This window comes from Variovorax sp. NFACC27 (genome assembly GCF_048301545.1).
In the GTDB taxonomy this organism is placed as follows: Bacteria; Pseudomonadota; Gammaproteobacteria; order Burkholderiales; family Burkholderiaceae_C; genus Variovorax; species Variovorax gossypii.
The window spans coordinates 6,721,310-6,745,543 of record NZ_CP157613.1 but is presented as its reverse complement, the minus strand read 5'-3'; the positions used below and the strand labels follow the sequence as shown (position 1 = coordinate 6,745,543).

Genomic DNA, 24,234 nt, shown 5'->3' with positions numbered 1-24,234 from the left:
AGCTCCACGATGGGAACCCTGACCCCCGAAGAACGCCATTTCTTCCGCTCCGACGTCAACGCGCGCGACAGCGAACGCAAGCAGCGCCAGCCGCAAGGCCACATCACCGAGCCGGCGCGCCAGGTGCCGGTGCACGAGCGCTGCGACGTGCTGGTGCTCGGCGGCGGGCCGTCGGGCGTGGCGGCCGCGGTCGCGGCAGCGCGCAGCGGCGCACGCGTGGTGCTGCTGGAGCGCTACAACCACCTGGGCGGCCTTTCCACCGGCGGGCTGGTGATCTGGATCGACCGCATGACCGACTGGTCGGGCCGGCACGTCATTCACGGCCTGGCGGCCGAGTTCATGGAGCGCCTGGGCCGCGACGCCGTGGCCGGCCCGCCGCGCGAGGACTGGGGCTCGCGCGATACCGCGAAGGCCGACTACTGGTCGCTGCGCACCGCCGCATTCCACGGCGTGGTCACGCATTCGCCCACCATCGACCCCGAGATGCTCAAGGGCGTGTACCACCAGATGGTGCGCGAGGCCGGCGTCGACCTGATCCTGCACGGCTGGATGGTCGCGCCCATCGCCGAAGAAGGGCGCGTGAAGGGTGCTGTGTTCGAGAGCAAGCAGGGCCGCCGCGCCATTCTTGCCAGCGTGGTGGTCGACACCACGGGCGAGGGCGATCTCTACGCGGCGGCGGGCGCGGCGTTCTCGTCGGACATCGACGCGCACGACATCCACCACTGCATCAACACCTCGTGGCTGTTCGCGGGCGTGGACATGCGGCGCTGGCTGGACTTCCGCGCGCACGAGCCGCAGGCCTACTCTGCATTCCTGGCGCGCGGGCGCGAGACGCTGGGCAGCTTCGAGAAGCCCATCGTCTCGTGGCGCGACGACGTGGCCACCTTCCTCGGGCCACGCAAGTCGGGCTTCAGCGCGCTCGACGTGGACGAGATGACGCAGGTCGAGTGGGAGTCGCGCAAGAGCATGGCCGAGCACCTGGCCTTCTACCGCGCGCATGCGCCGGGCTTCGAGAACGCCTGGCACATGCTGATGGCGCCGCAGATCGGCACGCGCCACGGCCGGCGCCTGGTGGGCGTGAAGAGCGTGCGGCGCGGCGCGTGGGACGCGGGCGCGGTGGAGGCCGACGAGGTGGGCATCAGCCCGAGCCCGTCGCCGAAGTTCCCGAACATCTCCGTGCCCTACGGCGCGCTGGTGCCCGAGAAGCTCGACGGCGTGCTCGCGGCGGGCAAGCACATCTCGTGCGACACCAACTCGCACGGCTTCATGCGCGAGATTCCTCAGTGCTGGCTGACGGGGCAGGCTGCCGGCACGGCGGCGGCGCTCGCGGCCGACGCGGGCGTGCTGCCGCGCGACGTGGACGTCAAGCGGCTGCAGGCGCTGTTGACGGCACAGGGTGTGCCCCTGAGGCAGGCTGCGGCCGAAACGCCGCGGGCGCACACTGCCGAGGCATGAACTTCCGCCTGTCGCTCGCCCACCTCGGGATGCTCGACGCCACGCCGCCCCGGCTGGTGGAGGCCGCGCACGCGGCGGGCTTCGCGGGCGTCGGCATCCGCCTGAACCCCGCGCGCCTTGGCGAGGCGCCGTTCCCGATGGCCGTGGGCGGCGAGATGCTGTTGGAGACCTCGGCGCGCCTGCGCGACCTGGGCCTGCGCGTGCACGACGTCGAGATCGTGCGCATCGGGCCAGGTTTCGACGCGGCGCCGCTCGCGGGCGTGCTCGAATCGGCCGAGGCGCTGGGCGCGCGCTGCCTCATGGTCAACGTGGACGACAGCGACGCCGCGCGCGCGGGGGACAGCCTCGCGGCGCTGGCCGAACGCGCGCGGCCGCACGGGCTCGCGCTCGGCGTGGAGTTCATGATCTACACGGCCGCGCGCTCGCTGCGGGCGGCGCAGCAGCTCGTGGCCGCGTCGCGGAGCGACACGGCTCGCGTGGTGATCGACGCGCTGCATTTCTTCCGCGCCGGCTGCGTGCCCGACGACATGCGAGGCACGCACATCGACCGGTACTTCATGCAGATCAACGACGCGCCCGCCCGGCGCCATCCGGGCCTGTCGCCCGGGGAAGAGGGGCGGGCGCACCGACTCTTTCCCGGCGAGGGCGAACTGCCGGTGCATCGCCTGCTCGCGCATCTCGCGCCCGATGCGCTGCTGTCGGTCGAGGCCCCCAGCGCGATCCGCATGGCACGCTCGATCCGCATGCGCGAGCCGCCGCGGCCTTCCGCGCCACCACCGAATTCCTTCACAGAAACGGCCATGCCCATGCCTGACGACATCCTCTCCGACACCTCCCTCGACTGGAGCGGCCTGAAGCTCGACGGCAGGACCGCCGTGCTCGGCATCATCGGCGACCCCGTCGCGCAGGTGAAGGCGCCGCTGCCGCTCACCAGGCTGCTGCAGCGGCGCGGCATCAACGCGGTGCTCGTGCCGCTGCATGTGCGGGCGGCCGATGTGGCGCCGCTGCTGCAGACGCTGCTCGCGGTGCGCAACGTGGCGGGCGTTGTCGTCACCGTGCCGCACAAGCAGCTCGTGGCCGGCTTGCCCATCGAAACGCTGCGCGCCGCGCGCGAGGCGCGGGCGGTGAACGTCGTCCGCCGAAAGGGCGATGCGTGGCAGGGCGACCTGCTCGACGGCGCGGGCTTTGTCTCGGGGCTCGTGCGCAACGGCTTCGACGTGAAGGGCCGCAGCGTGGGGCTCGCGGGCGCGGGTGGCGCGGGCAACGCCATCGCCTTCGCGCTGGCCGCCGCCGGCGCGGCGCGCATCGACGTGCGCGATGCCGACGACGCGAAACGCGCGGACCTCGTCGAGCGGCTGCGCGCGCTGGGCCATGCCGCGGGCGACTGGGACGCCGCGAGCCCGCGCGACCTGCTCGTCAACGCCACGCCGGCCGGCATGCGCGATGGCGATCCGCTGCCCATCGCGCCATCGGCGATCCGCGCCGGCCAGACCGTGGCCGACGTCATCATGGAGCCGCACACCACGCCGCTTCTCGCGCTGGCCCAGCGCCAGGGCGCGCGCATCGTGCATGGCCGCCACATGATGGACGAGCAGCTGGAGCGCATGGCCGACTTCTTCGCCGAGGCCCTGCAATGAGCCGCGCGCCGTTCTTCCCCGGCTTCGCGGTGCACGACGTGCCGCTGGGCGACGCCGTCATCCACGCCGAAGTCGGCGGCAGCGGACCGCCGCTGCTGTTGCTGCACGGCTATCCGCAGACGCACGTGGCCTGGCATCGCATTGCGCCGACGCTGGCCCGGCATTTCACCGTGATCGCGCCCGACCTGCGCGGCTATGGCGACAGCACCGGCCCGGCCGGAGACCCGCTGCACGTCAACCACAGCAAGCGCACGCTGGCGGCCGACAAGCTCGCGCTGATGCGCGCCCTGGGCTTCACCCGCTTCGCCGTGATGGGCCACGACCGCGGCGCGCGCGTGGGCTACCGGCTGTGCCTTGATTCGCCGGAGGCGGTGAACTGCTTCGTCTCGCTCACCGTGGTGCCGACCGAGGAAATGTGGAAGCGCGCCGGCATGGCCTTCGGGCTCAAGGCCTTCCACTGGTACCTGTTCGCGCAGCCCTTCGACCTGCCCGAGCGCATGCTGCGCGCCGACCCGGCCTACTACCTCGACTGGGCGCTGCGCAACGCGGTGCAGAAGGTCGATGCCGTCACGCCGCAGGCGCTGGCCGAATACCACCGCGCCTTTGCAAAGGAGTCGGTGCGCCACGCGATCGTGGAGGACTACCGGGCCGCAGCCTCCATCGACCTGCAGCACGACCGTGACGACCTTGCCGCGGGGCGCCGCATCGCGTGTCCGGTGCAGGTGCTGTGGAGCGCCTCGAACACCGCGAAGCCCGATCCGCTCGAGATCTGGAAGACCTGGGCGGACGAGGTCGAAGGCGGGACCATCGACTGCGGCCACCAGATGGCGGAAGAGGCACCCGACGAGGTGCTGGCGCGGGTTCTGCCGTTCCTGCTGCGGCACGCCCGGTCAGCCTGATCGGCCTGATCGCTGAAGGAAAACTTTCGGTCGACTTATTCAAAACAAAGGATGCAGATACATTTTTGACATTCATTGACATTTCGTCACCGACATTACCGGGGCCGTCAGATGCACATCCTGCTTGTCGCGAGCGCGTTCAACAGCCTGACGCAGCGGGTGCTGGCGGAACTGCAGGATCGGGGCCACACCGTCGGCGTGGTGCTGGCCCTCGGCAATGACGACGAAATGCGTGAAGCCGTGCGGGCGCAGGCGCCCCAGCTCATCGTGGCGCCGATGCTCACCAGCGCGATTCCAGAGGACATCTGGCGCGCCCACACATGCCTGATCGTGCATCCCGGCCCGCCGGGCGACCGGGGCCCCTCGTCGCTCGACTGGACGCTGCAGGGCGGCGCCGAAAGCTGGGGCGTCACCGTGCTCGAGGCCGTGGCCGAGATGGACGCGGGCGATGTCTGGGCGTGGTCGCCGCTGAAGGTGCCCCCGCACGCCGGCAAGAGCGACCTCTATCGCGGCGAGGTGGCCGATGCGGCGGTCGACGCGGTGCTGCTCGCAGTGGAGCGCTTCGCCTCGGGCAGGCACAAGCCGCAGAAGCAGGAACCCGCGGCGCTGGCCGCCGGCTGGCGGCCCTTCATGAAGCAGGCCCGGCGGCGCATCGACTGGACTTCCGACACCGCCGAGACGATCCTGCGCCAGCTGCGCGCGGCCGATTCGCAGCCCGGCGTGCTCGACGAACTGCTGGGCGCGCAGTGGTACCTGCACGGCGGCCATCCCGAGGACGAGCTGCGCGGCGACAAGCCCGGCGAGCTGATCGCCACCCGCGCCGGCGCCATCTGCCGCGCCACCGTCGACGGCGCGGTGTGGATCCGGCAGCTGAGGCCCTGGCGCGAGCCCGGTTCGAGGCTGCCCAGCTACAAGCTGCCCGCCACCGAGGCGCTCGGCGAGCTGCTGCCTTCCACGGTGCCCGAGGTACCGGCACCACTGGAGCTGCCGGCCGGGCGCCGTACCTTTTCCGACATCCGCTACAGCGAGCAGGGCGCGGTCGGCGTGCTGAACTTCTCCTTTCCCGGCGGCGCGATGAGCACCGCCCAGTGCCGGCGGCTGCTGGAGGCCTATCGCTTCGCCTGCACGCGAGAGACATCGGTGCTGGTGCTGGGCGGCATGCGCGACTTCTTCTCCAACGGCATCCATCTCAACGTGATCGAGGCGGCCGAAGACCCGGCCGAGGAATCGTGGGCCAACATCCACGCGATGAACGATCTGGTCGAGGCCGTGCTGGGCACCACCGACCGGCTCACCGTGTCGGCGCTGGGCGGCAACGCCGCGGCCGGCGGCGTGATGCTCGCGCTGGCGGCCGACGAGGTCTGGTGCCGCGACGGCGCCGTGCTCAACCCGCACTACAGGCTGATGGGCCTGCACGGCTCGGAGTACTGGACCTACATCCTCCCGCGCCGCGTGGGCGAGAGCGAGGCGCTGCGGCTCACGCAGTCGGCGCTGCCGGTGAGCGCGAAGCGCGCGGTCGAACTCGGGATGGCGGAGCGCGTGCTGCGGGCCGCGCCGGAGGAATTGGGCGACGAGGTGGCCCGGCTCGCCGCCGAACTGGCCGCTTCGTCCGACTTTGCCGAACGTGTCGCCCGGAAGAAGGCGATCCGCGAGCAGGACGAATCGCTGAAGCCGCTGCAGCGCTACCGCGACGAGGAACTGGCGCACATGCGCCGCAACTTCTTCGACGCCCGCGAGCCGCACGCGGGGCTCAGGTCTGCCTTCGTGCGAAAGGAAAGGGCGTCGCACACGCCGCCGCACATAGCCCGCCTGGGCCTGGCGGACTGAGCTGCGCGAGAGCCTTACTGGCTGTCGGGAATCACCGCATCCGCCGCCGCGCCCACGGCCTTGCCCGTGATGCGCGCGGTGCCGATGGCCGCATCCGCCGCCAGCCCGACCGCGCCGGCTCCCACGCTCACCGCCGTGCTGGCCACCGTCACCACCGCGCAGCCGCCGAGCAGAGTCGAAAGCGAGGCGAGCAGAAAGGCGCGGCGCAGCAGGGTGGTCATGGCGGTTTCTTTTTCGAAGTCGATCAGCGAACCCGCATGCCCGGCGTAGCGCCCGGCCAGGGTTCGAGCACGTGGATGCCGGGGTGGGCCTTCTCGTCGCCGTGGCTGGCGGCCAGCACCATGCCTTCGCTCACGCCGAACTTCATCTTGCGCGGCGCGAGGTTGGCGACGAGCACGGTGAGCTTGCCTACGAGCTGCTCGGGCTGGTAGGCCGAGGCGATGCCGCTGAACACGTTGCGCAGAACTGGACTCCCCTGCGGGTCGGTGCCTTCACCGGCGTCGAGCGTCAGGCGCAGCAGCTTGGTCGAGCCCTCGACCTTCTCGCAGGCAACGATTTTGGCGATGCGCAGGTCGATCTTCGCGAAGTCGTCGATGGTGATGGTCGGCGCGATGGCTTCGCCGCCCGGCAGTTCCTGGGGCTGTGCGGCCACGGGGGCTGCGGCAGGTTCCGGAGCGTCGAACAGCTTGTCGACCAGCTTGACGTCGGCGCGCTGCATCAGGTGCTTGTACTCGCCGATGGCGTGGCCGACGGGCAGCGGCTGCGCGGCGTCGGTCCAGGCCAGCGGCTGGATGTTCAGGAAGGCCTCGACGTTCAGCGCCAGCGCCGGCAGCACCGGCTTCAGGTACAGCGTGAGCAGGCGGAAGGCCTCGATGCACACGGTGCACACGTCGTGCAGGCGCGCCTCGGCGCCTTCCTTCTTGGCCAGCTCCCATGGCTTGTTCTGGTCGACGTACTCGTTGACCTTGTCGGCCAGCGCCATCACCTCGCGCAGCGCGCGGGCGTAGTCGCGGCCGTCGTAGAGCGAATGCAGCTGCGACGCCGCGTCGCGCAGCGTGAACAGCAGCGCGTCGCCATCGGCCGACACCTCGCCCAGCTTGCCGCCGAAGCGCTTGCCGATGAAGCCCGCCGCGCGGCTGGCGATGTTGATGTACTTGCCCACGAGGTCGCTGTTGACGCGAGCGACGAAGTCCTCGGGGTTGAAGTCGATGTCCTCGTTGCGGCCGTTGAGCTTGGCGGCGATGTAGTAGCGCAGCCATTCGGGGTCGAGCCCGATCGACAGGTACTTGAGCGGGTCGATGCCGGTGCCGCGGCTCTTGCTCATCTTCTCGCCGCTCACCGTCAGGTGGCCGTGCACGTACACGGCGTCGGGCGCCTTGCGGCCGCTGAAGTGCAGCATCGCGGGCCAGAACAGCGTGTGGAAGGTGATGATGTCCTTGCCGATGAAGTGCACCTGCTCCAGGTCGGGGTCGGCCATGTACTCGGTGTACGAGATGCCGTCGCCGCCGAGCTCGATGCAGCGCTTGTCCAGCAGGTTCTTCAGCGAGGCCAGGTAGCCCACGGGGGCGTCGAGCCACACGTAGAAGTACTTGCCCGGCGCATCGGGGATCTCGATGCCGAAGTAGGGTGCGTCGCGGCTGATGTCCCAGTCGCCGAGGCCGCCCTTGCCCTCGTCGTCCTTGTAGAGCCACTCGCGGATCTTGTTCTGCACCTCGGGCTGCACGTGGCCGGCGGCGGCGGTCCATTCCTTCAGGTAGGCCTCGCAGCGCGGGTCGGAGAGCTTGAAGAAGAAGTGCTCCGAGCTGCGCAGTTCGGGCTTGGCGCCCGACAGGGCCGAGTAGGGGTTGATCAGCTCGGTGGGCGCGTACACGGCGCCGCACACCTCGCAGTTGTCGCCGTACTGGTCCTTCGAATGGCAGTTGGGGCACTCGCCCTTGATGAAGCGGTCGGCCAGGAACATGCCCTTTTCAGGGTCGTAGAACTGCTCGACGCTCTTGGTGCTGATGAGGCCGTTGGCGCGCAGGTCGCGGTAGATATCCTGCGCCAGCTGGTGGTTCTCGGGCGCGTCGGTCGAGTGCCAGTTGTCGAAGGAGATGTAGTAGCCGTCGAGGTACGGCTTGCGGCCGGCCGCGATCTCGGCCACGAAGGCCTGCGGCGTCACGCCGGCCTTGTCGGCCGCGATGGTGATGGCCGCGCCGTGGGCGTCGTCGGCGCACACGAAGTTGACGTCGGCGCCGTTCATTCGCTGGTTCCGCACCCAGATGTCGGCCTGGATGTATTCCATCATGTGGCCGATGTGGAACTTGCCGTTGGCATACGGCAGGGCGGTGGTGACGAAGAGCTTGCGCGGGGCGGACATCGGGGAGGGCGCTTTCGGGAGTGGCTGACGGGAGAACCGGGCATTTTAGGTTGCGGCGTCCCGGGGCGGGTCTGGTGGCAGCATCGACCCCATGCCGCACGCCATCGAACTCGCCGCCTACATCGCCGGATTCGCCGGCTCTCCCCTTGCGCCATGGGCTGCCTCGCTGCCCTGGGAATTGCCGCCGCACGCCCCGGAAATCGTGCGCCGGCTGCTGGCCGGGCTGCCTGCCGGCGACTATGCCGTCGAGGGCGAAGTGGCCATTCACCGCAGCGCAAGGGTCGAGCCGGGCGCGGTGCTCAAGGGGCCGCTGATCCTCGGTCCGGGCTGTTTCGTGGCCGCAGGGGCCTACCTGCGCGGCGGCAACTGGGTCGACGCCCGCTGCAGCATCGGGCCGGGCGTGGAGCTGAAATCGTCCTTCGTCTTCGAAGGCACGGCGCTGGCCCACTTCAACTTCGTCGGCGATTCGGTCATCGGCGCGGGTGTCAACATGGAAGCCGGCAGCATCGTCTGCAACCACCGCAACGAGCGCGCGGACAAGCAGGTCTTCGTGCGCGGCGGCGAGGGCGGGGCGCTGCAGGGCACGGGGTGCGAGAAGTTCGGGGCGCTGGTCGGCGACGGGGTGCGCATCGGGGCCAATGCGGTGATCGCTCCCGGGGCGCTGCTTGCGCCGGGCCGCGTCGTGGGCCGGCTGGCGCTGGTGGACGACGAACTGGCGCAGAAGGTGGCCTGAGCGTGGGGGCACTCGGCGGCGGGCTGTCGCGCGGGCGACGTATGCTCCAGCCCCCGATCCAGAAAAGCTGAAAGCGAGACGCAGCCGATGACCACCACTTCCATTCCCGCAACCCTGATCCCCGGCGACGGCATCGGCCCCGAAATCGTCGACGCCACGCTGGCCGCGCTCGATGCGCTGCAGGCTCCCTTCGTCTGGGACACGCAGATCGCCGGCCTGGGCGGCGTCAAGGCTTCGGGCGATCCGCTGCCACAGGCCACGCTCGACAGCATCCGCAAGACCCGGCTGGCCCTGAAGGGGCCGCTGGAGACCCCCTCGGGCGGCGGGTACCGCTCGTCGAACGTTCGGCTGCGCGAGGAATTCCAGCTGTACGCCAACCTGCGCCCCGCGCGCACCATCATTCCCGGCGGCCGATTCGACAAGATCGACCTGGTGGTCGTTCGCGAGAACCTCGAGGGCCTCTACATCGGCCACGAGCACTACGTGCCCATCGACGGCGATCCGCACGCCGTGGCCATGGCTACCGGCATCAACACCCGCCAGGGCAGCCGCCGCCTGCTCGAATACGCCTTCGAAACCGCCATCGCCACCGGCCGCAAGAAGGTCACGCTGGTGCACAAGGCCAACATCATGAAGGCGCTCACCGGCATCTTCCTGGAGACCGGCCTGGACCTCTACGAGAAGAAGTACAAGGGCAAGTTCGAGCTCGACACGGTCATCATCGACGCCTGCGCGATGAAGCTGGTGCTCAACCCCTGGCAGTTCGACATGCTGGTCACCACCAACCTGTTCGGCGACATCCTGTCCGACCTCGTGGCCGGCCTGGTCGGCGGCCTGGGCATGGCGCCCGGCGCCAACATCGGCACCGACGCCGCGATCTTCGAGGCCGTGCACGGCTCCGCGCCCGACATCGCCGGCAAGGGCATCGCCAACCCCACCGCGCTGCTGCTGGCCGCCGCGCTCATGCTCGACCACGTGAAGCTGCCCGAACTGGCCACGCGCCTGCGTACCGCCATCGACGAGACGCTGAACATCGACAAGGTGCGCACCGGCGACCTGGGCGGCACGGCGGGCACCGAGGCGTTCACGAAGGCGCTGGTCAGCCGCATCAACGGCGGCTGAACCCGGCGGGGGCTTGCGGGCGCCGCATGAGAAGAAGGCTTGCGCTGCTCCTGGGAGCCCTGCTGTTCGCGGGCCTGGCTGGTCTTGCCGCGGCCGACCAGCGCTTCACCGTGGTGAAGATCGACCTGCGCAAGGAACGGCTCGAGCTGTTCCTGCGCGACGACGCAGGCGTGCCGTTCAAGCGCTTCGACCGGCTCGATGCCTGGCTGAAGGAGCGTGGCCGCCAGCTGGGCTTCGCGATGAACGCCGGCATGTACCACGAGGACTTCTCCCCGGTCGGCCTGCTGGTGCGCGGCGGCCGCGAGGAGTCGCCGCTCAACCTGGCTGACGGCGCGGGCAACTTCTTCCTCAAGCCTAACGGCGTGTTCCTCGTGTCGGACGCCGGGCCGCGCGTGGTCGAGTCGTCGGAGTACCCGGCGCTGGCGAAGGGCGTGCGCCTTGCGACCCAGTCGGGCCCGCTGCTGCTGCGCCGCGGCGTCGTGCATCCTGCCTTCATTCCACATTCCGATTCGCGCAAGATCCGCAACGGCGTCGGCGTGATCGGCCACACCGCGATCTTCGTCATCAGCGACGTACCGGTGAACTTCCACGAGTTCGCGCTCTACTTCCGCGACGTGCTCCACTGCCGCGACGCGCTCTACCTCGACGGCACGGTGTCGGCGCTGCATTCGCCGTCGCTGCACAGAAGCGATTTCGTGCGGGAGCTGGGGCCTATCCTCGGCGTTGCGTCGCCCTGAGTTTCATCATCGATTTCGAGCCATGTCTTCCACCACCTCGCTGCCCGTCCTGTCCCTTGTCGAAACCCGTGTGCTCGGCGTGCTCGCCGAAAAGCAGCGCACCGTGCCCGACAGTTATCCGCTCACGCTCAATTCGCTGGTGTCGGGCTGCAACCAGAAGACCAGCCGCAACCCCGTGCTCGAGCTCACCGAGTCGCAGGTGCAGGCGGCCATTGACAGCCTCAGGGGCTACAGCCTCGTGGCCGAGACCAGCGGCGGGCGGGCCTTCCGCTACGAGCACAACGTCGATCGCGTGCTGCGCATTCCGTCGCAGTCGGTGATCCTGCTCACTGTGCTGATGCTGCGCGGCCCGCAGACGGCGGGCGAGCTGCGCATCGCCTGCGACCGCATGCACAACTTCGCCGACATCTCGTCGGTCGAGGGCTTTCTCAACGAGCTCGCGGAACGGCCGGCGGGCGCGCTCGTGGTGAAGCTGGCGCGCCTGCCGGGCGCGCGAGAGAGCCGATGGGCGCACCTGCTGAGCGGCGCGCCGGCCGAAGAGGTGGCTGGGCCTGCAGGCGCCTCGTCCGATGCGGCATACACGGCGAGCGACGTGTCGCTCGGCGAGGTCGCGGCGCTCAAGGCCAACGTGGCGCGGCTGGAAGCCGAGGTGGCATCGCTGAAGGCGCTGCTGGGGCGGGTGTGTTCGGAACTGGGGATTTCCGAGGCAGGCTGACCGCCTGACGGCGCCGATGACGATCCCGCTCTCTTTCTTGTTCAAGGCGGTGGCGGCGCTGCTCGTCTTGGGCTTCGTGCTCACGGTGGTGCCGCTGGTCATCGCGGCGGCGCTCCCGCGCGGCAATCGCGTGGCGGATCGCCTCCGGGTGTTTGCCAGCGGCGTGCCGACCGTCTTGTTGTTCTGCATCGCCCGTTTCGAGATACTTCTTGCCATTGTCATCGTCGTCGCGGGGGTGACCATCGCGATGCTTCACGCATGAAGCACATCTGCCCACGCTGCAAGGAGCCCGGCATCGGCGGTCTCGCCAAGCGCTGGTCCAGCCGTGCCGTGCCGGCCGAATGCTCGGCCTGCGGCGGCCTTTCGCATGTGCTGGCCAGCACCAGCAGCGGCATCTGGGTGGGCGGCATCGTGATCTTCATGGTCTCGCTGATCGGCGGGCTCGGGCTGCATTCGGGGCTTTTCTTCGTGAGCGGGCTGGTGCTTGCGGTGGCCTTCAACGTGTGGGCATGGAGGCGCGCGAAGATGTATCCGATCTCCAGGGAAAGCGCGGGCAATGCGGCAAAGGCCGGGTGGCTGGTCGCCGGCATCTACGCCTTCGTCGCGCTCTTCCAGTAGCGGCAGGGCCCGCGCGCCGGCTTCTTCCGTTCACCGCATTTCACACGGGCTTCACGCAGCCCGCACATCCGGTGCCTAACTTCGGTCTCCATTGCGAAAACCACTGGAGCCCCGAATGGACAACGGACACACCGTCGCGTGGCGCGACCACATGCCCTACGACGACATCACGCGGCGCGCACTCGCCTGGCTTGCCGCGCTGGCCGGCATAGCGAGCCTGTATGCCTTCTTCTGGTGGGCCGCCTCGGCCACCGGCTTCTTTCTCTTCGACGGCTGGCGCCACACCTGGCAGAGCCTGGGCACGGCGATCGTGTTCCGCGACATGGACACGGTCTACTACCTGCTGAGCTGGGTCTTCTCCGTCTTCGGCGGCCTGTATGGCTGGGTCGCACTCGTCGGATTCGCCGCCACGCACCGGCGCGGCTGGGAGGCGGTTCCCCCGTGGATCAAGATCGGCTGCGCCTTCGGCGTGGCCGCCGGCCTGGCCTTCGAACCGGGCCGGCTGCTGGCGCTGGTGCCCATCGTCTGCGCGGTGGCGCTGCTGCTGCGCTCGATGCTGATGTCGCCGGCCGAACGGCTCAGTTCCCGGACACCGGCACGTCCAGACTGAGCTTTACCGGGTCCATGGTGACCAGCGTGCGAAAGCGTTTCACGTTGTTGCTCTGGAAGAAGAGCTGCCGCGTGAGCGCCGTGTACTGCGCCATGTCGCGCACCACGAAGACGAGGATGAAGTCCCATTCGCCGGTCACGTAGTAGCACTGCTGCACCTGCGGGCAGTCCCTGAAGCTCTTCTTCATCGCGTCGAGCAGCTCGATCTGCTCGCTTTCGGTTTCCACCTCGGCCACGATGGTCAGCGGATGGCCCAGCGCGGCCGGAGACAGCACGGCGCCGTAGCGCTGGATCACGCCCTCGTCGCGCATGCGCTTGAGCCTGCGGTTCACAGCCGCGGTCGACAGGTGCACGCGCTCGCCCAGTTCGCTCTGGGGCATGCGGCTGTCGGCCTGGATCAGCTCCAGCAGGCGGAGGTCGAGGGTGTCGAGCGGGGTCATGGATGAACGATGGTGCGCGCAAAAACGTTGCGTCGGAGACCTCGATTTTGCGTACCTGTCTCGCGTCATTGTCAATAGCATCCCGCCATGACCCTCCAAGATGCACCCCTGCGCGACACGCTCACCGGCTGGCGCCGCGCCTTGCACGCCATTCCCGAAACCGGCTTCGAGGAGGCGAAGACATCAGCCTTCGTCACCCGCGTGCTGAAGGCGCTGGGCCTGGAGGTGCACACCGGCATTGGCGGCACCGGCCTCGTGGCCAATCTGAAGGTGGGCAGCGGCAAGGGCACGATCGGCCTGCGCGCCGAGATGGACGCGCTCAACATCACCGAGCTGCCCACCGACCGCGCCTACGCCTCGGGCACGCCCGGCAAGATGCACGCCTGCGGCCACGACGGCCACATGTCGATCATCCTCGGCGCGGCGCAGCTGCTGCGCGAGCGCCGCGACTTCGACGGCACCGTGCGCTTCATCTTCCAGCCCGCCGAGGAGCACGGCCGCGGCGCCAAGGCGATGATGGACGACGGCCTGTTCGAGCGCTTCCCGGTCGACGAGATCTACGGCCTGCACAACATGCCGGGCATGCGCGCCGGCACCTTCGCCACGCGCGAGGGGGGCCTCATGGCCAGCGAGGACAACTTCGTGATCCACGTGAAGGGCCGCGGCACGCACGCCGCCCGGCCGCACATGGGCATCGACCCCATCGTGATCGGCGCGCAGATCGTGCTGGCGCTGCAGACCATCGTGTCGCGCACGCTCGATCCGGGCGCGCAGGCGGTGGTGTCGTGCACGGAGTTCATCACCGACGGCATCCGCAACGCGATCCCGTCGAACGTCGTCATCAAGGGCGACACGCGCAGTTACGACCCGCAGGTGCAGCGCATGCTGGCCACGCGCATGCGCGAGATCAGCGAGGGCATCTGCCGCATGCACGGCGCCGGCTGCGAGTTCAGCTACACGCACGAGTTCGCGCCCACCGTGAACTGGGCCGAGTGCGTGCCGGTGGCGGTGGCCGCCGCCACGGCCGTCGTGGGCGCACAGAACGTGGATGCGAACGTGGCGCCGATGATGATCTCGGAAGACTTCGGCGCCTTTCTGCAGGCGGTGCCTGGCGCCTTCGTGTTCCTCGGCAATGGCGCCGAGGGCGAGGCCGGCGGCACGCCGCTGCACAACGGCAGCTACGACTTCAACGACGAGGTGCTCGCCACGGGCGCCCGTTACTTCGCGGAGATCGTCCGCATGCGCCTGCCCGCGCCGGCCGGCGCCACCAACTGATCGATCGAACGGATCCCATGATTTTCAGGAACCCCCAGGCGCGGCACCGCGCATACGACGAATCCCTGCGCGATGTGATGAGCATCGCGCGCGGCAAGGAAAGCCGGCAATGGCTCTCGACATGGAACCGGCTGCAGCCCACGCCCACACCGGCATGGTCGCTGCCGGGGCTCGCGAGTCGGCTCGGCATCGGCGGGCTGACGGTGAAGGACGAGTCGGCGCGCTCGGCGCTCGGCAGCTTCAAGGTGCTCGGCGCGCCCGTGGCGCTGCTGCGGCTGGTGCTTCGCCGCTGGCCTGAAAGCGGCTGGACGCCTGCGGACCTGCTGGCGGGCAGGCACGCTGAAGCACTGCGCGACTTCGTGGTCGTCAGCGCCACCGACGGCAACCACGGCCGCGCACTGGCTGCCGCCGCGCAGAGCATCGGCTGCCGCTGCGTGATCGTGCTGCATGCGCAGGTCAGCGAGGAGCGCGAGGCTCCCATCGCGGCGCTGGGTGCCGAGATCGTGCGCATCGCCGGCAACTACGACGAATCGGTCGAAGAGGCCGCGCGGCTGGCCCGTGCCAATGGCTGGGAGGTGGTTTCCGACACCTCCTACGAGGGCTACGAGGAGGTGCCGCGCGACGTGATGCAGGGCTACGGCATCCTGGCCGACGAACTGCTCGAAGACATTGCCGCCGATGCGCCGTGTCCCTTCACTCACGTCATCGTGCAGGGCGGCGTGGGCGGGCTGGCCGCGGGCGTCGTGAGCCATTTCTGGGAGCGTTATGGCGCAGCACGTCTGAACTTTATCGTCGTCGAGCCCGAACAGGCCGACTGCCTGCTGCAGAGTGCGCGCAACGGCCGTCCGAGCCGTGCGACGGGCTCGGTCGACTCGGTGATGGCGGGGCTGGCCTGCGGCGAGACATCTCCGCTCGCGTGGCGCTTCCTGCAACCCGCCGTCGACCTGTTCATGACGGTGACCGACGCACAGGCCGAACAGGCGATGCGCGTGCTTGCGAGCGGGGAAGCGGGCGATGTGCCGGTGCTCAGCGGCGAATCGGGCGCCGCCGGCCTCGCGGCATTGCAGGCGCTGGCGGCCGACCCTTCTGCCCGCGACGCGGCACGACTGGGCGCCGATGCCCGCGTGCTGCTCATCAGCACCGAAGGCGCGACGGCGCCGGGCGTGTACCGCGCGATCACCGGGCGTTCCGGCGAAGAGGTCGTCGAGGCGCAGGCGCGGTGGCTGGCCGGCAGGCGCGCGTGACCCGGCCCTAAGCCGCGTTCCAGCCGAAGAAGCGCAGCACCTCGTCGCGCTGCTTCATCGTGTCGGCGCGGCCCAGCGCCATCAGGTCGCGCGTGTAGCTCGACTCGAACAGCAAGTAGCTCGCGAGCGCGCCGCCCTTCACGTCGGCCGCGACCTTCGAGCCGCCCAGCAGGTGCCGCACAGCGCCGGGCAGGGCGTCTACGTGGCGCGCCGCGATCACGTCGAGGCGCTCCGAGGGCGAGATCACCAGCAGGTCGAGCGGGCGCAGCGTGCTCTGCGCGCGCGCTTCCTCGGGAATCAGCCCCAGCGTGTGGTTGATGCGGCGCAGGCGTTCGATGTCCACCGCCAGCGCGTCCAGGAAGATGCTGGAGAGCGCATGGCCCGCGATCTGCGCCATCGTCGGATAGCCGCTGTGGGTGTTGGGCGCGGTGGCGTCGCGCGGTTCGTGCATGCGGCCCGCGCCGATCACCACGATGCGCTGCGCGCCGAGGTGGATGGCCGCCGCGATGGGCGCCGACTGGCGCATCGAGCCGTCGCCGAAGTATTCGGTGTGGCCCTGCATCGGCAACGCCGTGGCCGGGAACACGAAGGGAATGGCCGACGAAGCCAGCAGGTGCGCGTGCGTGATGCGGTCGCGCACCGAAAGGCGCTGCGAGCGCACCCACGGCTCCATCGGCACGGCCGCCTCGAAGAAGGTGACGTGCTCGCCCGAGCTGTAGCTCGACGCGGTCACGGCCAGCGCCTGCAGGTGGCCCTTCTGCATGAGCTGCGGCAGCCGGTCCAGCAGCACCATGCGCTGCAGCAGCTCGGCCAGCGGCGAGTTGTCGAGCAGCGACTTCGGCTTGATGCGCATCCAGTTGGCCGCGAAGCGCCCGAACCCGAGCAGCATGCGCCAGCGCGTGCCGCTGCCGATCACCGAGAGCGAATCGGCGCGGTACACCTGCTCGGCGCGGAACCGGCTCCAGACATCGGCGATGTGGCCCACCACATGGTCGAAGTCGTCGCAGCCGCAGGCCAGCGCCGCCGCGTTGATGGCGCCGGCCGAGGTGCCGGTGATGACCTGGAAGGGGTTGCCGGTGCCTGTGACCGCGGCGCCCGCCGCTCGGCGGATCTCGGCGATGGCTTCCAGCACGCCGACCTGGTAGGCGGCCCGGGCGCCGCCCCCGGTGAGCAGGAGACCTGTGACGGGGCTTGTCTCGGGCATTTTTGTTCGTTGTCGGGCTATTGGAGGACCGTGCGGTGCGGGCCTGTGGAGCACCTTAGACTACCGGCCATTCAGGAGTTTGATCAATGGCACTCACCCCAGAAGGGCTCATGGAGGCACTCAAGGCCGTCCAGGACCCTAACACCGGCAAGGCTTTCGCGGCGACCCGGTCGCTCAAAAACCTCCAGGTCTCGGAGGGCGACGTCTCGTTCGACCTCGAGCTCGGCTACCCGGCGAAGAGCCAGCACGCGGCCATCCGCAAGGAGCTGGTGGCGGCCGCCAAGGCGGTGCCGGGCGTGGAGAACGTGTCGGTCAACATCGTCACCAAGGTCATCAGCCATGCCGTGCAGCGCGGCGTGCAGCTGATGCCCAACGTCAGGAACATCATCGCGGTGGCCTCGGGCAAGGGCGGCGTGGGCAAGAGCACCACGGCGGCCAACCTGGCGCTGGCGCTGGCGTCGGAAGGCGCCACGGTCGGCCTGCTCGACGCCGACATCTACGGCCCGAGCCAGCCCATGATGATGGGCATCGAGGGCCGCCCCGACAGCGCCGACGGCAAGACCATGGAGCCCATGGAGCGCCACGGCGTGCAGGTCATGTCGATCGGCTTCCTGGTCGACCAGGATCAGGCCATGATCTGGCGCGGCCCCATGGCCACGCAGGCGCTCGAGCAACTGCTGCGCCAGACCAACTGGAAAGACCTCGACTACCTCATCGTCGACATGCCCCCCGGCACCGGCGACATCCAGCTCACGCTGAGCCAGCGCGTGCCGATGACGGGCGCGGTGATCGTCACCACGCCGCAGGACATCGCGCTGCTCGACGCGAAGAAGGGCATCAAGATGTTCGAGAAGGTCGGCGTGCCGATCCTCGGCATCGTCGAGAACATGGCGGTGCACGTGTGCTCGAACTGCGGCCATGCCGAGCACATCTTCGGCGCCGACGGCGGCAAGAAGATGGCGGCCGAATACCAGATGGAGTACCTCGGCGCGCTGCCGCTGGACATCAACATCCGGCTGCAGGCCGACAGCGGCGCGCCGACCGTGGTGTCCGACCCCGACGGCGAGGCCGCCGGCATCTACAAGGCCGTGGCGCGCCGCGTGGCGGTCGGCATCGCCGAGAAGGCGAAGGACTTCTCGGCGAAGTTCCCGACGATCTCGATCAGCAAGAACACCTAGGGAACGGCCTTTCGATGAACCTGCTCGCCTCGATGCGCTACCTGGTGGCGCTGAACGAGCACAAGCACTTCGGCCGCGCCGCCCAGGCCTGCCACATCACGCAGCCGGCGCTGTCGAACGCGCTGCGCGCGCTGGAGACGGAGTTCGGCGTCGTCATCGTCAAGCGCGCCCGCGTGTACGTCGGCCTCACGCACGAGGGCGAGCGCGTGCTGGCCACGGCGCAGCGCATGCTGCGCGACAACGAAGTGCTGCTGCAGGAGCTGCGCAGCGACATGAACAACCCGCACGGACGCCTGCGCATGGCGGCCGTGCCCACCGCGATCCCGCTGCTGTCGCGCTTCGCGGCCATGCTGCAGGAGCGCCATCCGGGCATCGTGCCGGCCGTGCTCTCGATGAGCTCGCAGGACCTGGAGACGGGCCTCGAGAACCTGTCGGTCGACCTCGCGCTGGGCTACACCGAGCGCATGCACCTGCCGGGCATCAAGCTCACGGCCTGGCCGCAGAGCGTGGAGCACTACTTCCTGCTGCGCCGCGCGAAGAAGGCGTCGGCCGACCAGCTGCGCATCGGCGAGCCGATGTCGTGGGCCGAGGCGGGCAAGCTGCCGCTGTGCCTGCTCACCTCCGACATGCACAACCGCACCATCGTCGACCAGGCGCTGCGCGAGGTGGGCGTGTCGGTGGCGCCGTCCATCGAGACCAATTCGGTGCTGGCGCTCGCGCTGGCGGTGAGCGCGGGCACGATCAACAGCGTGCTGCCCGGCAGCATGGTCGATGCGGTGCGAAGCCATCGCGAACTCGAGGCGCTGCCGCTGGTGGAGCCCGACGTGCGCACGCCCGTCGGCTTCATGACGCAGGACGGCGTGCGCGCCTCGCGCGCACTCGAGGCGGCGTTGGCCTTCCTGCAGACGCCCGAGTGGCAGGCGCAGCTGCAGCAGCACAGCGGCATGCTCGGCGAATGACGGCCGGCCGGCGGCTGCAAACAAAGAGCCACAAAGAGGCACAAATAGGCCTCTTCATTTAGTTATTGAATCAGGCCATGCCCTGATCGAATTTGACGGCGATTAAAGCGTTCGCACACACTCCGCGGCCCGGATTAGCAATAACTTACACGTCCGGCGAACTAGGAGAAATATGGCAGGCTCATCTGCGGGCGTTCTCGAGGGAGATCGCATTGGCGGAAGCGGGGTGCAGCAGCAACCCGGCTTCCTGGAAAAAGAACGCATCATCGCGGGCCCCGGCTTCAATCGCTGGCTGGTGCCGCCGGCCGCACTGGCCATCCACCTGTGCATCGGCATGGCTTACGGCTTCTCGGTGTTCTGGCTGCCGCTGTCGAAGGCGCTGGGCACCGCCGGCACCGGCGCCCAGGCCTGCGCCAAGGACATGAGCTTCTTCGCCGAGCTCTTCGCCACCACCTGCGACTGGCGCGTGGCAACGCTCGGCTGGATGTACACCCTGTTCTTCGTCTTCCTCGGCTGCTCCGCGGCCCTGTGGGGCGGCTGGCTCGAACGCGCGGGCCCGCGCAAGGCCGGCGTGGTGTCGGCGCTGTGCTGGTGCGGCGGCATGCTGCTGTCGGCACTGGGCATCCACCTGCACCAGTTCTGGCTGATGATCCTCGGCTCGGGCGTGATCGGCGGCATCGGCCTCGGCCTCGGCTACATCTCGCCGGTGAGCACGCTGATCAAGTGGTTCCCCGACCGCCGCGGCATGGCCACCGGCATGGCCATCATGGGCTTCGGCGGCGGCGCGATGATCGGCTCGCCGCTGGCGGTCGATCTGATGAAGCGCTTCTCCACCGCCACCGATGTGGGCGTGATGCAGACCTTCGTCGTCATGGCGCTGGGCTACTTCGTCTTCATGATGGCCGGCGCGCTGGGCTACCGCGTGCCGCCCTCGGGCTGGAAGCCCGAAGGCTGGACTCCGCCTCCGGCGCAGACCAGCAACACCATGATCACGCAGCGCCACGTGCACGTGAAGAAGGTCTGGGGCATTCCGCAGTTCTGGCTCGTGTGGCTGGTGCTGTGCATGAACGTGAGCGCGGGCATCGGCGTGATCGGCATGGCATCGCCCATGCTGCAGGAAGTGTTCGGCGGCTCGCTGATCGACCTGCCGGCCAAGTACGGCGAACTCGACAAGACGCAACTGGCGGCCATCGCCGTTGTGGCGGGCGGCTTCACCGCGCTGCTGTCGCTCTTCAACATCGGCGGTCGCTTCGTGTGGGCGAGCCTGTCGGACAAGCTGGGCCGCAAGCTCACCTACACGGTGTTCTTCGTTCTCGGCGGCATCCTGTACGCGAGCATTCCTTCTTCCGCCGGCGCGGGCAGCAAGCTGCTCTTCGTGGGCGCGTGCTGCGTGATCGTGTCGATGTACGGCGGCGGCTTCGCCACCGTGCCGGCCTACCTGGCCGACCTGTTCGGCACGCAGTTCGTGGGTGCCATCCACGGCCGCCTGCTCACGGCGTGGGCCACGGCCGGCATCCTCGGCCCGGTGGTCGTGAACTACATGCGCGAGTACCAGCTGGGCCTGGGCCTGCCGCGCGAGCAGGTCTACAACCAGACCATGTACATCCTCGTGGGCATGCTGGTGATCGGCTTCATCGCCAACCTGCTGGTGCGCCCGGTGGCCGACAAGCACTTCATGAGCGATGAAGAGCTGGCCATCGAGAAGAAGCTGGCGCACGAGAAGGCCTCGGCCGCCGAAGTGGGCAGCGGCTCGGGCCGTGCCGACACGGTGAGCCCGGCGGTCGTCGCGCTGGCCTGGCTGGCTGTGGGCATTCCGCTGGCCTGGGGCGTCTACAAGACGCTGGTCAGCGCCGCCAAGTTCTTCGGCTGATTTCCTTCTCGCAGGATCAGCGGCCCGAGGGCTGCGCGGCGAACACTTCGATCGCCGCCAGCCGGGCCACCGAACGGCCCGGCTTCACGTCTCCGGCCATCACCAGCCGAGCCACGCCGTTGCGACCCAGCGGCGCGCCGTTCAGGCTGTAGGCAACCAGCGCAACGCGGTTGCCGGATTCGGGTGCGATCTCCGCGAGCGAGACCACCGCGCGGTAGCCGTCGCTGCCCACCGCCACCGCATACATCGAGAGCACCGGGTTGCGCACCGCGGTGTCGGGCCTGAGGCCCACCGTCGCATCGTTCAGCAAGGCCCACAGGCTCACGCCGGTGTAGCTGTTGCTGCCGACCGTCACCGTGACGGCGGGCAGGGCCTGCAGTGCGGCGAGGTCGAAGACTGCGCGCTTGCCCACGGCGCCCGAGACGGTGAAGGAGGGCGACGTACCCTCGCCGGGCACGGCGGCCGCAGTGTGCGGAGCCATGCCGTCCGTGCGCGGCGGGCTGCCGGCGCAACCCGCCAGCATCGCCATCGCCGCGACGGCCGTGGCGGCAGCGGCACCGCGGCGCAGCGAGCGCGCGGACATCAGGAACAGGGTGCGGTCTTTCACTGGAACTCCTTGTTTTCCCATGGCGCATGCGCCGTATTCGTTCTTGCATGACGGCTGTCGGTCGCGCCGGCCCGCCGCGGGCGGACAATGGCGGCCCGCATTGGTTTACGCTTGGCGCCCACATGAAATCCAAAGTCCAGTTCCGTCTGCGCGTCTACCGGGACGACACCATCGCCATCGGCCCAGGCAAGATCGCCGTGCTCGAAGCCGTGGCCGAGACCGGCTCGATCTCGGCGGCAGCCCGGCTGCTGGGCATGTCGTACCGCCGGGCCTGGATGCTGATCGACGAGATGAACCAGTCGCTGGCCTCGCCGGCCGTGAACACCGCCGCCGGCGGCTCGCGCGGCGGCGGCACGGCGCTCACGCCGGTGGGCGAGGAAATCGTCAAGCATTACCGGGCCGTCGAGAACGCCGCGCGCCTTGCGGCCGCGGCCGACATCCGCGCGCTGACACGGCTGCTGGCGCCATGAGTTCCGAAGCCGTTGCCGATGTCGTCTGCCGTCCGGTCGGGCTGGTGCGCAGCCGCTTCACCGAGGCCAGCGGCATGCCGATCCAGACCGCCGGAGCGCCCGATGAAACCGGGCGCGTCGAGGTCTTCGCCGAGTTCGCGCCGGGCCTGCGCGAACTCGAGGGCTTCGACTACCTGATCCTCGTCACGCACCTGCACAGGTGCGCGCACGAGCGGCTGGAGGTGGTGCCCTTCCTGGAGCAAGGCAACGCCTCGCACGGCGTCTTCGCCACCCGCGCGCCGGCACGGCCGAACCGGCTGGGCCTGTCGATCGTGCGGCTCACCTCGGTCGAGGGCACGACGCTGCACTTCAGCGGCAACGACATGATGGACGGCACGCCCGTGCTCGACATCAAGCCCTACGTGCCGAAGTTCGACGTGCGCGAAACCGCGCGCATCGGCTGGTTCGGTGACAGGCTCGATCAACTGCCGCGCACCCGGTCCGACGGCAGGATGGACTGACCGGGCTGCTCGGGTCGGCCAGGCTGGCCGGCTTCCTCCTGCCAGCCCTGCCAGCAAGACCACACGCTCTGCGACAGCACCTCGCGCGCCTGCGGCGGCGCCTCGCCGATGCTGCCCATGCTGATGAAGCCCGCGAGATATTCGCCCGGCAGCACGCCCACCTGCCGCGCCAGCGTCTCGTCGAAGCAGCGCTCGCCGCTCAGCACGATCGCGCCATAGCCCAGTTGATGAGCGGCGCTCAGCAGGTTGCCCAGTGCAGCGCCCGCGCTCAGCCACTGCTCGCGCGTCGGGATCTTGCTGCGCTCTCGCGGCGACACCACGAAGCCCAGCAGCAGCGGTGGCCGGGTGGCGTGCTCGCGGGCGCGCCGCAGGTCGGTGGGGCTGGCCAGCGGATCGCGCCGGAGCTTTTCCTGCTCGAAGCACCAGGCCAGCGCTTCGCGGTTCTGCGGGCGGAACTCGATCACCCGCCACGGATGCAGGCCGCCGTGGTCGGGCGCGTGCAGGCCGGCCCTGATGATCGCGTCGAGCTCGTCGGGATTGGGCCCGGGCTGCTCCAGGCGCCGGGGCGATACCGAGCGCCGCGTCAGCAGGACTTCGAGAATGCGTTCCGCACCTGTCATGTGCCGCCACATGCGTGTCGCCGCTCCTTCATTGCTCCTTCATCGCTCCCTGTGGCCGGTCGACCCACACCGCCTGGCGACGCAGCACCTCGCCGATGTCGTCCGCGTCGGCCGTCGCCACGAAGAAGGACTGGCTCGCGCCGTCGGAGCCGGTGATGGACAGCACGAAGCCGTCGGCATCCATGGTGCGCTCGATGCGCCATTCCCGTACCTGCGTCACGTGATGGCGAAGCTCCGGCTGGCCGGAGATCGAGCGGACGACGGTTTCGTGGGCGGAAGGGCGCATGGGGGTGTCTCCAACGCTGTATTCCCCAGTATATGAAGACTCATTGGTTTGCGCATCCCCGTGTGAACCTTAGGGCTCACCCGTGTAACAATCTCGCCGTATTTTCATGAACACGACGAATTCGCTCATCGCTTCGACCGACTGGTTCCCCCTGGTGCTGTCGCTCAAGGTCGCCGCCGTGGCGACCGTGCTGGCGCTGATCGTCGGCGTGGCGCTGGGCTGGGTGTTCGCGCGCAAGAGGTTCTTCGGCAGCAACGTGCTGGAGGCCGCGTTCATGCTGCCGCTGGTGCTGCCGCCCACGGTGATCGGCTACGCGATCCTGGTGGCGGCCGGGCGACGCAGCCCGCTGGGCGCCTGGCTGCGCGAGCATCTCGACTACACCATCATCTTCAGCTGGCATGGTGCGGTGGTGGCTTCGGCCGTGGTGGCGCTGCCGCTGGTGCTCAAGTCGGCCAGCGCGGCGTTCTCGGGCGTCGACCGTTCGCTCGAAGCCGCCGCCAGCACGCTGCGGCAGTCGCCGTTCTCGGTCTTCCTGCGCGTCACGCTGCCGCTGGCCTGGCCCGGCATCCTGGCCGGCACGCTGCTCGCGTTCGCGCGCGCCATGGGCGAGTTCGGTGCCTCGCTGATGGTGGCCGGCTCCATCCCGAAGCAGACCCAGACGCTGTCGATGGCCATATACGACGCGGTGCAGGCGGGGCACGACGACCTCGCGCTGCTGCTGGTCATCGTGACTTCGCTGCTGTCGATCACCGTGCTGGTGCTGTCGAACCGCTTCTTCTCGCTGAAATGAGCACACCCCCAGTCTTCGCGCACTTCGTGTCGCTACGCCAACCCCCTTGCAGGGGCAATACCTGCGGCCCGGCAAAGCCG

26 protein-coding genes are annotated in these 24,234 nt (G+C 69.2%); 19 read left to right on the top strand and 7 right to left on the bottom strand.

What is annotated here, in order from left to right; translation table 11 throughout:
• Nucleotides 1–9 precede the first annotated feature (9 nt).
• The 4 genes from ABL840_RS31510 (at nt 10) to ABL840_RS31495 (ending at nt 5,818) form a co-directional block, all read left to right on the top strand.
• Nucleotides 10–1,455, top strand: a complete 1,446-nt coding sequence (locus ABL840_RS31510; RefSeq protein WP_093302289.1) for an FAD-dependent oxidoreductase — start codon at nt 10–12, stop codon at nt 1,453–1,455.
• Nucleotides 1,452–3,092: a TIM barrel protein gene (locus ABL840_RS31505; protein WP_093302286.1), complete on the top strand. Its 1,641-nt coding sequence runs from the start codon at nt 1,452–1,454 to the stop codon at nt 3,090–3,092. The genes ABL840_RS31510 and ABL840_RS31505 overlap by 4 nt, the downstream gene beginning before the upstream one ends.
• Nucleotides 3,089–3,991 (top strand): alpha/beta fold hydrolase, encoded by a 903-nt coding sequence (locus ABL840_RS31500; protein WP_093302284.1) that lies wholly within the window; start codon nt 3,089–3,091, stop codon nt 3,989–3,991. The genes ABL840_RS31505 and ABL840_RS31500 overlap by 4 nt, the downstream gene beginning before the upstream one ends.
• Before the next feature lie 111 nt (nt 3,992–4,102).
• Nucleotides 4,103–5,818 (top strand): enoyl-CoA hydratase-related protein, encoded by a 1,716-nt coding sequence (locus ABL840_RS31495; RefSeq protein ID WP_093302282.1) that lies wholly within the window; start codon nt 4,103–4,105, stop codon nt 5,816–5,818.
• A 14-nt stretch (nt 5,819–5,832) separates the two neighbouring features.
• Here ABL840_RS31495 and ABL840_RS31490 read toward each other — a convergent pair whose 3' ends face one another.
• The gene (locus ABL840_RS31490) at nt 5,833–6,039 is read right to left on the bottom strand and encodes a hypothetical protein (protein WP_093198151.1); all 207 of its coding nucleotides are present in this window, start codon (nt 6,037–6,039) and stop codon (nt 5,833–5,835) included.
• A 23-nt stretch (nt 6,040–6,062) separates the two neighbouring features.
• Entirely contained in the window at nt 6,063–8,177 is a 2,115-nt protein-coding gene (gene metG, locus ABL840_RS31485) for a methionine--tRNA ligase (protein WP_093302280.1), read from the bottom strand.
• Between the two features lie 91 nt (nt 8,178–8,268).
• On the opposite strand from metG, the gene ABL840_RS31480 reads away from it, so the two are divergent.
• The 7 genes from ABL840_RS31480 to ABL840_RS31450 all read left to right on the top strand — a co-directional run bounded on the left by ABL840_RS31480 (nt 8,269) and on the right by ABL840_RS31450 (nt 12,712).
• On the top strand, nt 8,269–8,910 hold the full coding sequence (locus ABL840_RS31480) for an LpxA family transferase (RefSeq protein WP_093302277.1): 642 nt from the start codon (nt 8,269–8,271) through the stop codon (nt 8,908–8,910).
• Between the two features lie 87 nt (nt 8,911–8,997).
• Nucleotides 8,998–10,032 (top strand): isocitrate/isopropylmalate dehydrogenase family protein, encoded by a 1,035-nt coding sequence (locus tag ABL840_RS31475; RefSeq protein ID WP_093302275.1) that lies wholly within the window; start codon nt 8,998–9,000, stop codon nt 10,030–10,032.
• A gap of 26 nt (nt 10,033–10,058) precedes the next feature.
• Nucleotides 10,059–10,769: a phosphodiester glycosidase family protein gene (locus ABL840_RS31470; protein ID WP_093302273.1), complete on the top strand. Its 711-nt coding sequence runs from the start codon at nt 10,059–10,061 to the stop codon at nt 10,767–10,769.
• A 22-nt stretch (nt 10,770–10,791) separates the two neighbouring features.
• Nucleotides 10,792–11,484: a YceH family protein gene (locus ABL840_RS31465; protein WP_093302271.1), complete on the top strand. Its 693-nt coding sequence runs from the start codon at nt 10,792–10,794 to the stop codon at nt 11,482–11,484.
• A 16-nt stretch (nt 11,485–11,500) separates the two neighbouring features.
• Nucleotides 11,501–11,746, top strand: coding sequence for a hypothetical protein (locus ABL840_RS31460; RefSeq protein ID WP_093302268.1), 246 nt, complete (start codon nt 11,501–11,503; stop codon nt 11,744–11,746).
• A complete protein-coding gene (locus tag ABL840_RS31455; protein ID WP_093302266.1) occupies nt 11,743–12,102 on the top strand; it encodes a hypothetical protein in 360 nt (119 codons plus the stop codon). The genes ABL840_RS31460 and ABL840_RS31455 overlap by 4 nt, the downstream gene beginning before the upstream one ends.
• Nucleotides 12,103–12,217: 115 nt before the next feature.
• The gene (locus ABL840_RS31450) at nt 12,218–12,712 is read left to right on the top strand and encodes a hypothetical protein (protein WP_093198132.1); all 495 of its coding nucleotides are present in this window, start codon (nt 12,218–12,220) and stop codon (nt 12,710–12,712) included.
• On the opposite strand, the gene ABL840_RS31445 is transcribed toward ABL840_RS31450, so the two are convergent.
• Nucleotides 12,681–13,151 (bottom strand): Lrp/AsnC family transcriptional regulator, encoded by a 471-nt coding sequence (locus ABL840_RS31445; protein ID WP_093302263.1) that lies wholly within the window; start codon nt 13,149–13,151, stop codon nt 12,681–12,683. The two genes, ABL840_RS31450 and ABL840_RS31445, sit on opposite strands and share 32 nt — an antisense overlap.
• 87 nt (nt 13,152–13,238) lie before the next feature.
• On the opposite strand from ABL840_RS31445, the gene ABL840_RS31440 reads away from it, so the two are divergent.
• On the top strand, nt 13,239–14,426 hold the full coding sequence (locus ABL840_RS31440; protein WP_093302260.1) for a M20 aminoacylase family protein: 1,188 nt from the start codon (nt 13,239–13,241) through the stop codon (nt 14,424–14,426).
• 17 nt (nt 14,427–14,443) lie between these two features.
• The gene (locus tag ABL840_RS31435; RefSeq protein WP_093302258.1) at nt 14,444–15,670 is read left to right on the top strand and encodes a diaminopropionate ammonia-lyase; all 1,227 of its coding nucleotides are present in this window, start codon (nt 14,444–14,446) and stop codon (nt 15,668–15,670) included.
• A gap of 7 nt (nt 15,671–15,677) precedes the next feature.
• Here ABL840_RS31435 and ABL840_RS31430 read toward each other — a convergent pair whose 3' ends face one another.
• Nucleotides 15,678–16,874, bottom strand: a complete 1,197-nt coding sequence (locus ABL840_RS31430) for a patatin-like phospholipase family protein (RefSeq protein WP_093302255.1) — start codon at nt 16,872–16,874, stop codon at nt 15,678–15,680.
• Nucleotides 16,875–16,960: 86 nt separating this feature from the next.
• On the opposite strand from ABL840_RS31430, the gene apbC reads away from it, so the two are divergent.
• From apbC to ABL840_RS31415, 3 genes are all read left to right on the top strand, one after another.
• Nucleotides 16,961–18,052 (top strand): iron-sulfur cluster carrier protein ApbC, encoded by a 1,092-nt coding sequence (gene apbC, locus ABL840_RS31425; RefSeq protein ID WP_093198119.1) that lies wholly within the window; start codon nt 16,961–16,963, stop codon nt 18,050–18,052.
• Nucleotides 18,053–18,066: 14 nt separating this feature from the next.
• On the top strand, nt 18,067–19,011 hold the full coding sequence (locus tag ABL840_RS31420; RefSeq protein WP_093302253.1) for a LysR family transcriptional regulator: 945 nt from the start codon (nt 18,067–18,069) through the stop codon (nt 19,009–19,011).
• Between the two features lie 172 nt (nt 19,012–19,183).
• The gene (locus tag ABL840_RS31415; RefSeq protein ID WP_093302252.1) at nt 19,184–20,881 is read left to right on the top strand and encodes an OFA family MFS transporter; all 1,698 of its coding nucleotides are present in this window, start codon (nt 19,184–19,186) and stop codon (nt 20,879–20,881) included.
• Nucleotides 20,882–20,897: 16 nt separating this feature from the next.
• On the opposite strand, the gene ABL840_RS31410 is transcribed toward ABL840_RS31415, so the two are convergent.
• The gene (locus tag ABL840_RS31410; RefSeq protein ID WP_093302249.1) at nt 20,898–21,488 is read right to left on the bottom strand and encodes a hypothetical protein; all 591 of its coding nucleotides are present in this window, start codon (nt 21,486–21,488) and stop codon (nt 20,898–20,900) included.
• A gap of 122 nt (nt 21,489–21,610) precedes the next feature.
• On the opposite strand from ABL840_RS31410, the gene ABL840_RS31405 reads away from it, so the two are divergent.
• Both ABL840_RS31405 and tsaA read left to right on the top strand, forming a co-directional pair.
• Nucleotides 21,611–21,958 (top strand): winged helix-turn-helix domain-containing protein, encoded by a 348-nt coding sequence (locus tag ABL840_RS31405; protein ID WP_093302247.1) that lies wholly within the window; start codon nt 21,611–21,613, stop codon nt 21,956–21,958.
• Nucleotides 21,955–22,458, top strand: a complete 504-nt coding sequence (tsaA, locus tag ABL840_RS31400) for a tRNA (N6-threonylcarbamoyladenosine(37)-N6)-methyltransferase TrmO (RefSeq protein WP_093302245.1) — start codon at nt 21,955–21,957, stop codon at nt 22,456–22,458. The genes ABL840_RS31405 and tsaA overlap by 4 nt, the downstream gene beginning before the upstream one ends.
• Here the strand turns inward: tsaA and ABL840_RS31395 are convergent.
• Both ABL840_RS31395 and ABL840_RS31390 read right to left on the bottom strand, forming a co-directional pair.
• On the bottom strand, nt 22,419–23,090 hold the full coding sequence (locus ABL840_RS31395; RefSeq protein ID WP_093302243.1) for a nitroreductase family protein: 672 nt from the start codon (nt 23,088–23,090) through the stop codon (nt 22,419–22,421). The genes tsaA and ABL840_RS31395 overlap by 40 nt on opposite strands.
• 16 nt (nt 23,091–23,106) lie before the next feature.
• Complete coding sequence (locus ABL840_RS31390; protein WP_093198102.1) at nt 23,107–23,364, bottom strand: hypothetical protein; 258 nt, start codon at nt 23,362–23,364, stop codon at nt 23,107–23,109.
• Nucleotides 23,365–23,470: 106 nt separating this feature from the next.
• Between ABL840_RS31390 and modB the strand changes: the two genes are divergently transcribed.
• Nucleotides 23,471–24,154, top strand: a complete 684-nt coding sequence (gene modB / locus ABL840_RS31385) for a molybdate ABC transporter permease subunit (RefSeq protein ID WP_093198099.1) — start codon at nt 23,471–23,473, stop codon at nt 24,152–24,154.
• The last annotated feature ends 80 nt before the right edge of the window (nt 24,155–24,234 follow it).

Bases quoted from the DNA above. Each gene is read 5' to 3' on its own strand.
- ABL840_RS31510 (WP_093302289.1), top strand. From the start codon at position 10: ATGGGAACCCTGACCCCCGAAGAACGCCATTTCTTCCGCTCCGACGTC.
- ABL840_RS31405 (WP_093302247.1), top strand. From the start codon at position 21,611: ATGAAATCCAAAGTCCAGTTCCGTCTGCGCGTCTACCGGGACGACACC.
- ABL840_RS31470 (WP_093302273.1), top strand. From the start codon at position 10,059: ATGAGAAGAAGGCTTGCGCTGCTCCTGGGAGCCCTGCTGTTCGCGGGC.
- metG (WP_093302280.1), bottom strand. From the start codon at position 8,177: ATGTCCGCCCCGCGCAAGCTCTTCGTCACCACCGCCCTGCCGTATGCC.
- modB (WP_093198099.1), top strand. From the start codon at position 23,471: ATGAACACGACGAATTCGCTCATCGCTTCGACCGACTGGTTCCCCCTG.
- ABL840_RS31475 (WP_093302275.1), top strand. From the start codon at position 8,998: ATGACCACCACTTCCATTCCCGCAACCCTGATCCCCGGCGACGGCATC.
- tsaA (WP_093302245.1), top strand. From the start codon at position 21,955: ATGAGTTCCGAAGCCGTTGCCGATGTCGTCTGCCGTCCGGTCGGGCTG.
- ABL840_RS31435 (WP_093302258.1), top strand. From the start codon at position 14,444: ATGATTTTCAGGAACCCCCAGGCGCGGCACCGCGCATACGACGAATCC.
- ABL840_RS31420 (WP_093302253.1), top strand. From the start codon at position 18,067: ATGAACCTGCTCGCCTCGATGCGCTACCTGGTGGCGCTGAACGAGCAC.
- ABL840_RS31480 (WP_093302277.1), top strand. From the start codon at position 8,269: ATGCCGCACGCCATCGAACTCGCCGCCTACATCGCCGGATTCGCCGGC.
- ABL840_RS31445 (WP_093302263.1), bottom strand. From the start codon at position 13,151: ATGACCCCGCTCGACACCCTCGACCTCCGCCTGCTGGAGCTGATCCAG.
- ABL840_RS31415 (WP_093302252.1), top strand. From the start codon at position 19,184: ATGGCAGGCTCATCTGCGGGCGTTCTCGAGGGAGATCGCATTGGCGGA.
- ABL840_RS31430 (WP_093302255.1), bottom strand. From the start codon at position 16,874: ATGCCCGAGACAAGCCCCGTCACAGGTCTCCTGCTCACCGGGGGCGGC.
- ABL840_RS31395 (WP_093302243.1), bottom strand. From the start codon at position 23,090: ATGTGGCGGCACATGACAGGTGCGGAACGCATTCTCGAAGTCCTGCTG.
- ABL840_RS31490 (WP_093198151.1), bottom strand. From the start codon at position 6,039: ATGACCACCCTGCTGCGCCGCGCCTTTCTGCTCGCCTCGCTTTCGACT.
- ABL840_RS31505 (WP_093302286.1), top strand. From the start codon at position 1,452: ATGAACTTCCGCCTGTCGCTCGCCCACCTCGGGATGCTCGACGCCACG.
- ABL840_RS31465 (WP_093302271.1), top strand. From the start codon at position 10,792: ATGTCTTCCACCACCTCGCTGCCCGTCCTGTCCCTTGTCGAAACCCGT.
- ABL840_RS31390 (WP_093198102.1), bottom strand. From the start codon at position 23,364: ATGCGCCCTTCCGCCCACGAAACCGTCGTCCGCTCGATCTCCGGCCAG.
- ABL840_RS31495 (WP_093302282.1), top strand. From the start codon at position 4,103: ATGCACATCCTGCTTGTCGCGAGCGCGTTCAACAGCCTGACGCAGCGG.
- ABL840_RS31460 (WP_093302268.1), top strand. From the start codon at position 11,501: ATGACGATCCCGCTCTCTTTCTTGTTCAAGGCGGTGGCGGCGCTGCTC.
- ABL840_RS31500 (WP_093302284.1), top strand. From the start codon at position 3,089: ATGAGCCGCGCGCCGTTCTTCCCCGGCTTCGCGGTGCACGACGTGCCG.
- ABL840_RS31450 (WP_093198132.1), top strand. From the start codon at position 12,218: ATGGACAACGGACACACCGTCGCGTGGCGCGACCACATGCCCTACGAC.
- ABL840_RS31455 (WP_093302266.1), top strand. From the start codon at position 11,743: ATGAAGCACATCTGCCCACGCTGCAAGGAGCCCGGCATCGGCGGTCTC.
- ABL840_RS31440 (WP_093302260.1), top strand. From the start codon at position 13,239: ATGACCCTCCAAGATGCACCCCTGCGCGACACGCTCACCGGCTGGCGC.
- apbC (WP_093198119.1), top strand. From the start codon at position 16,961: ATGGCACTCACCCCAGAAGGGCTCATGGAGGCACTCAAGGCCGTCCAG.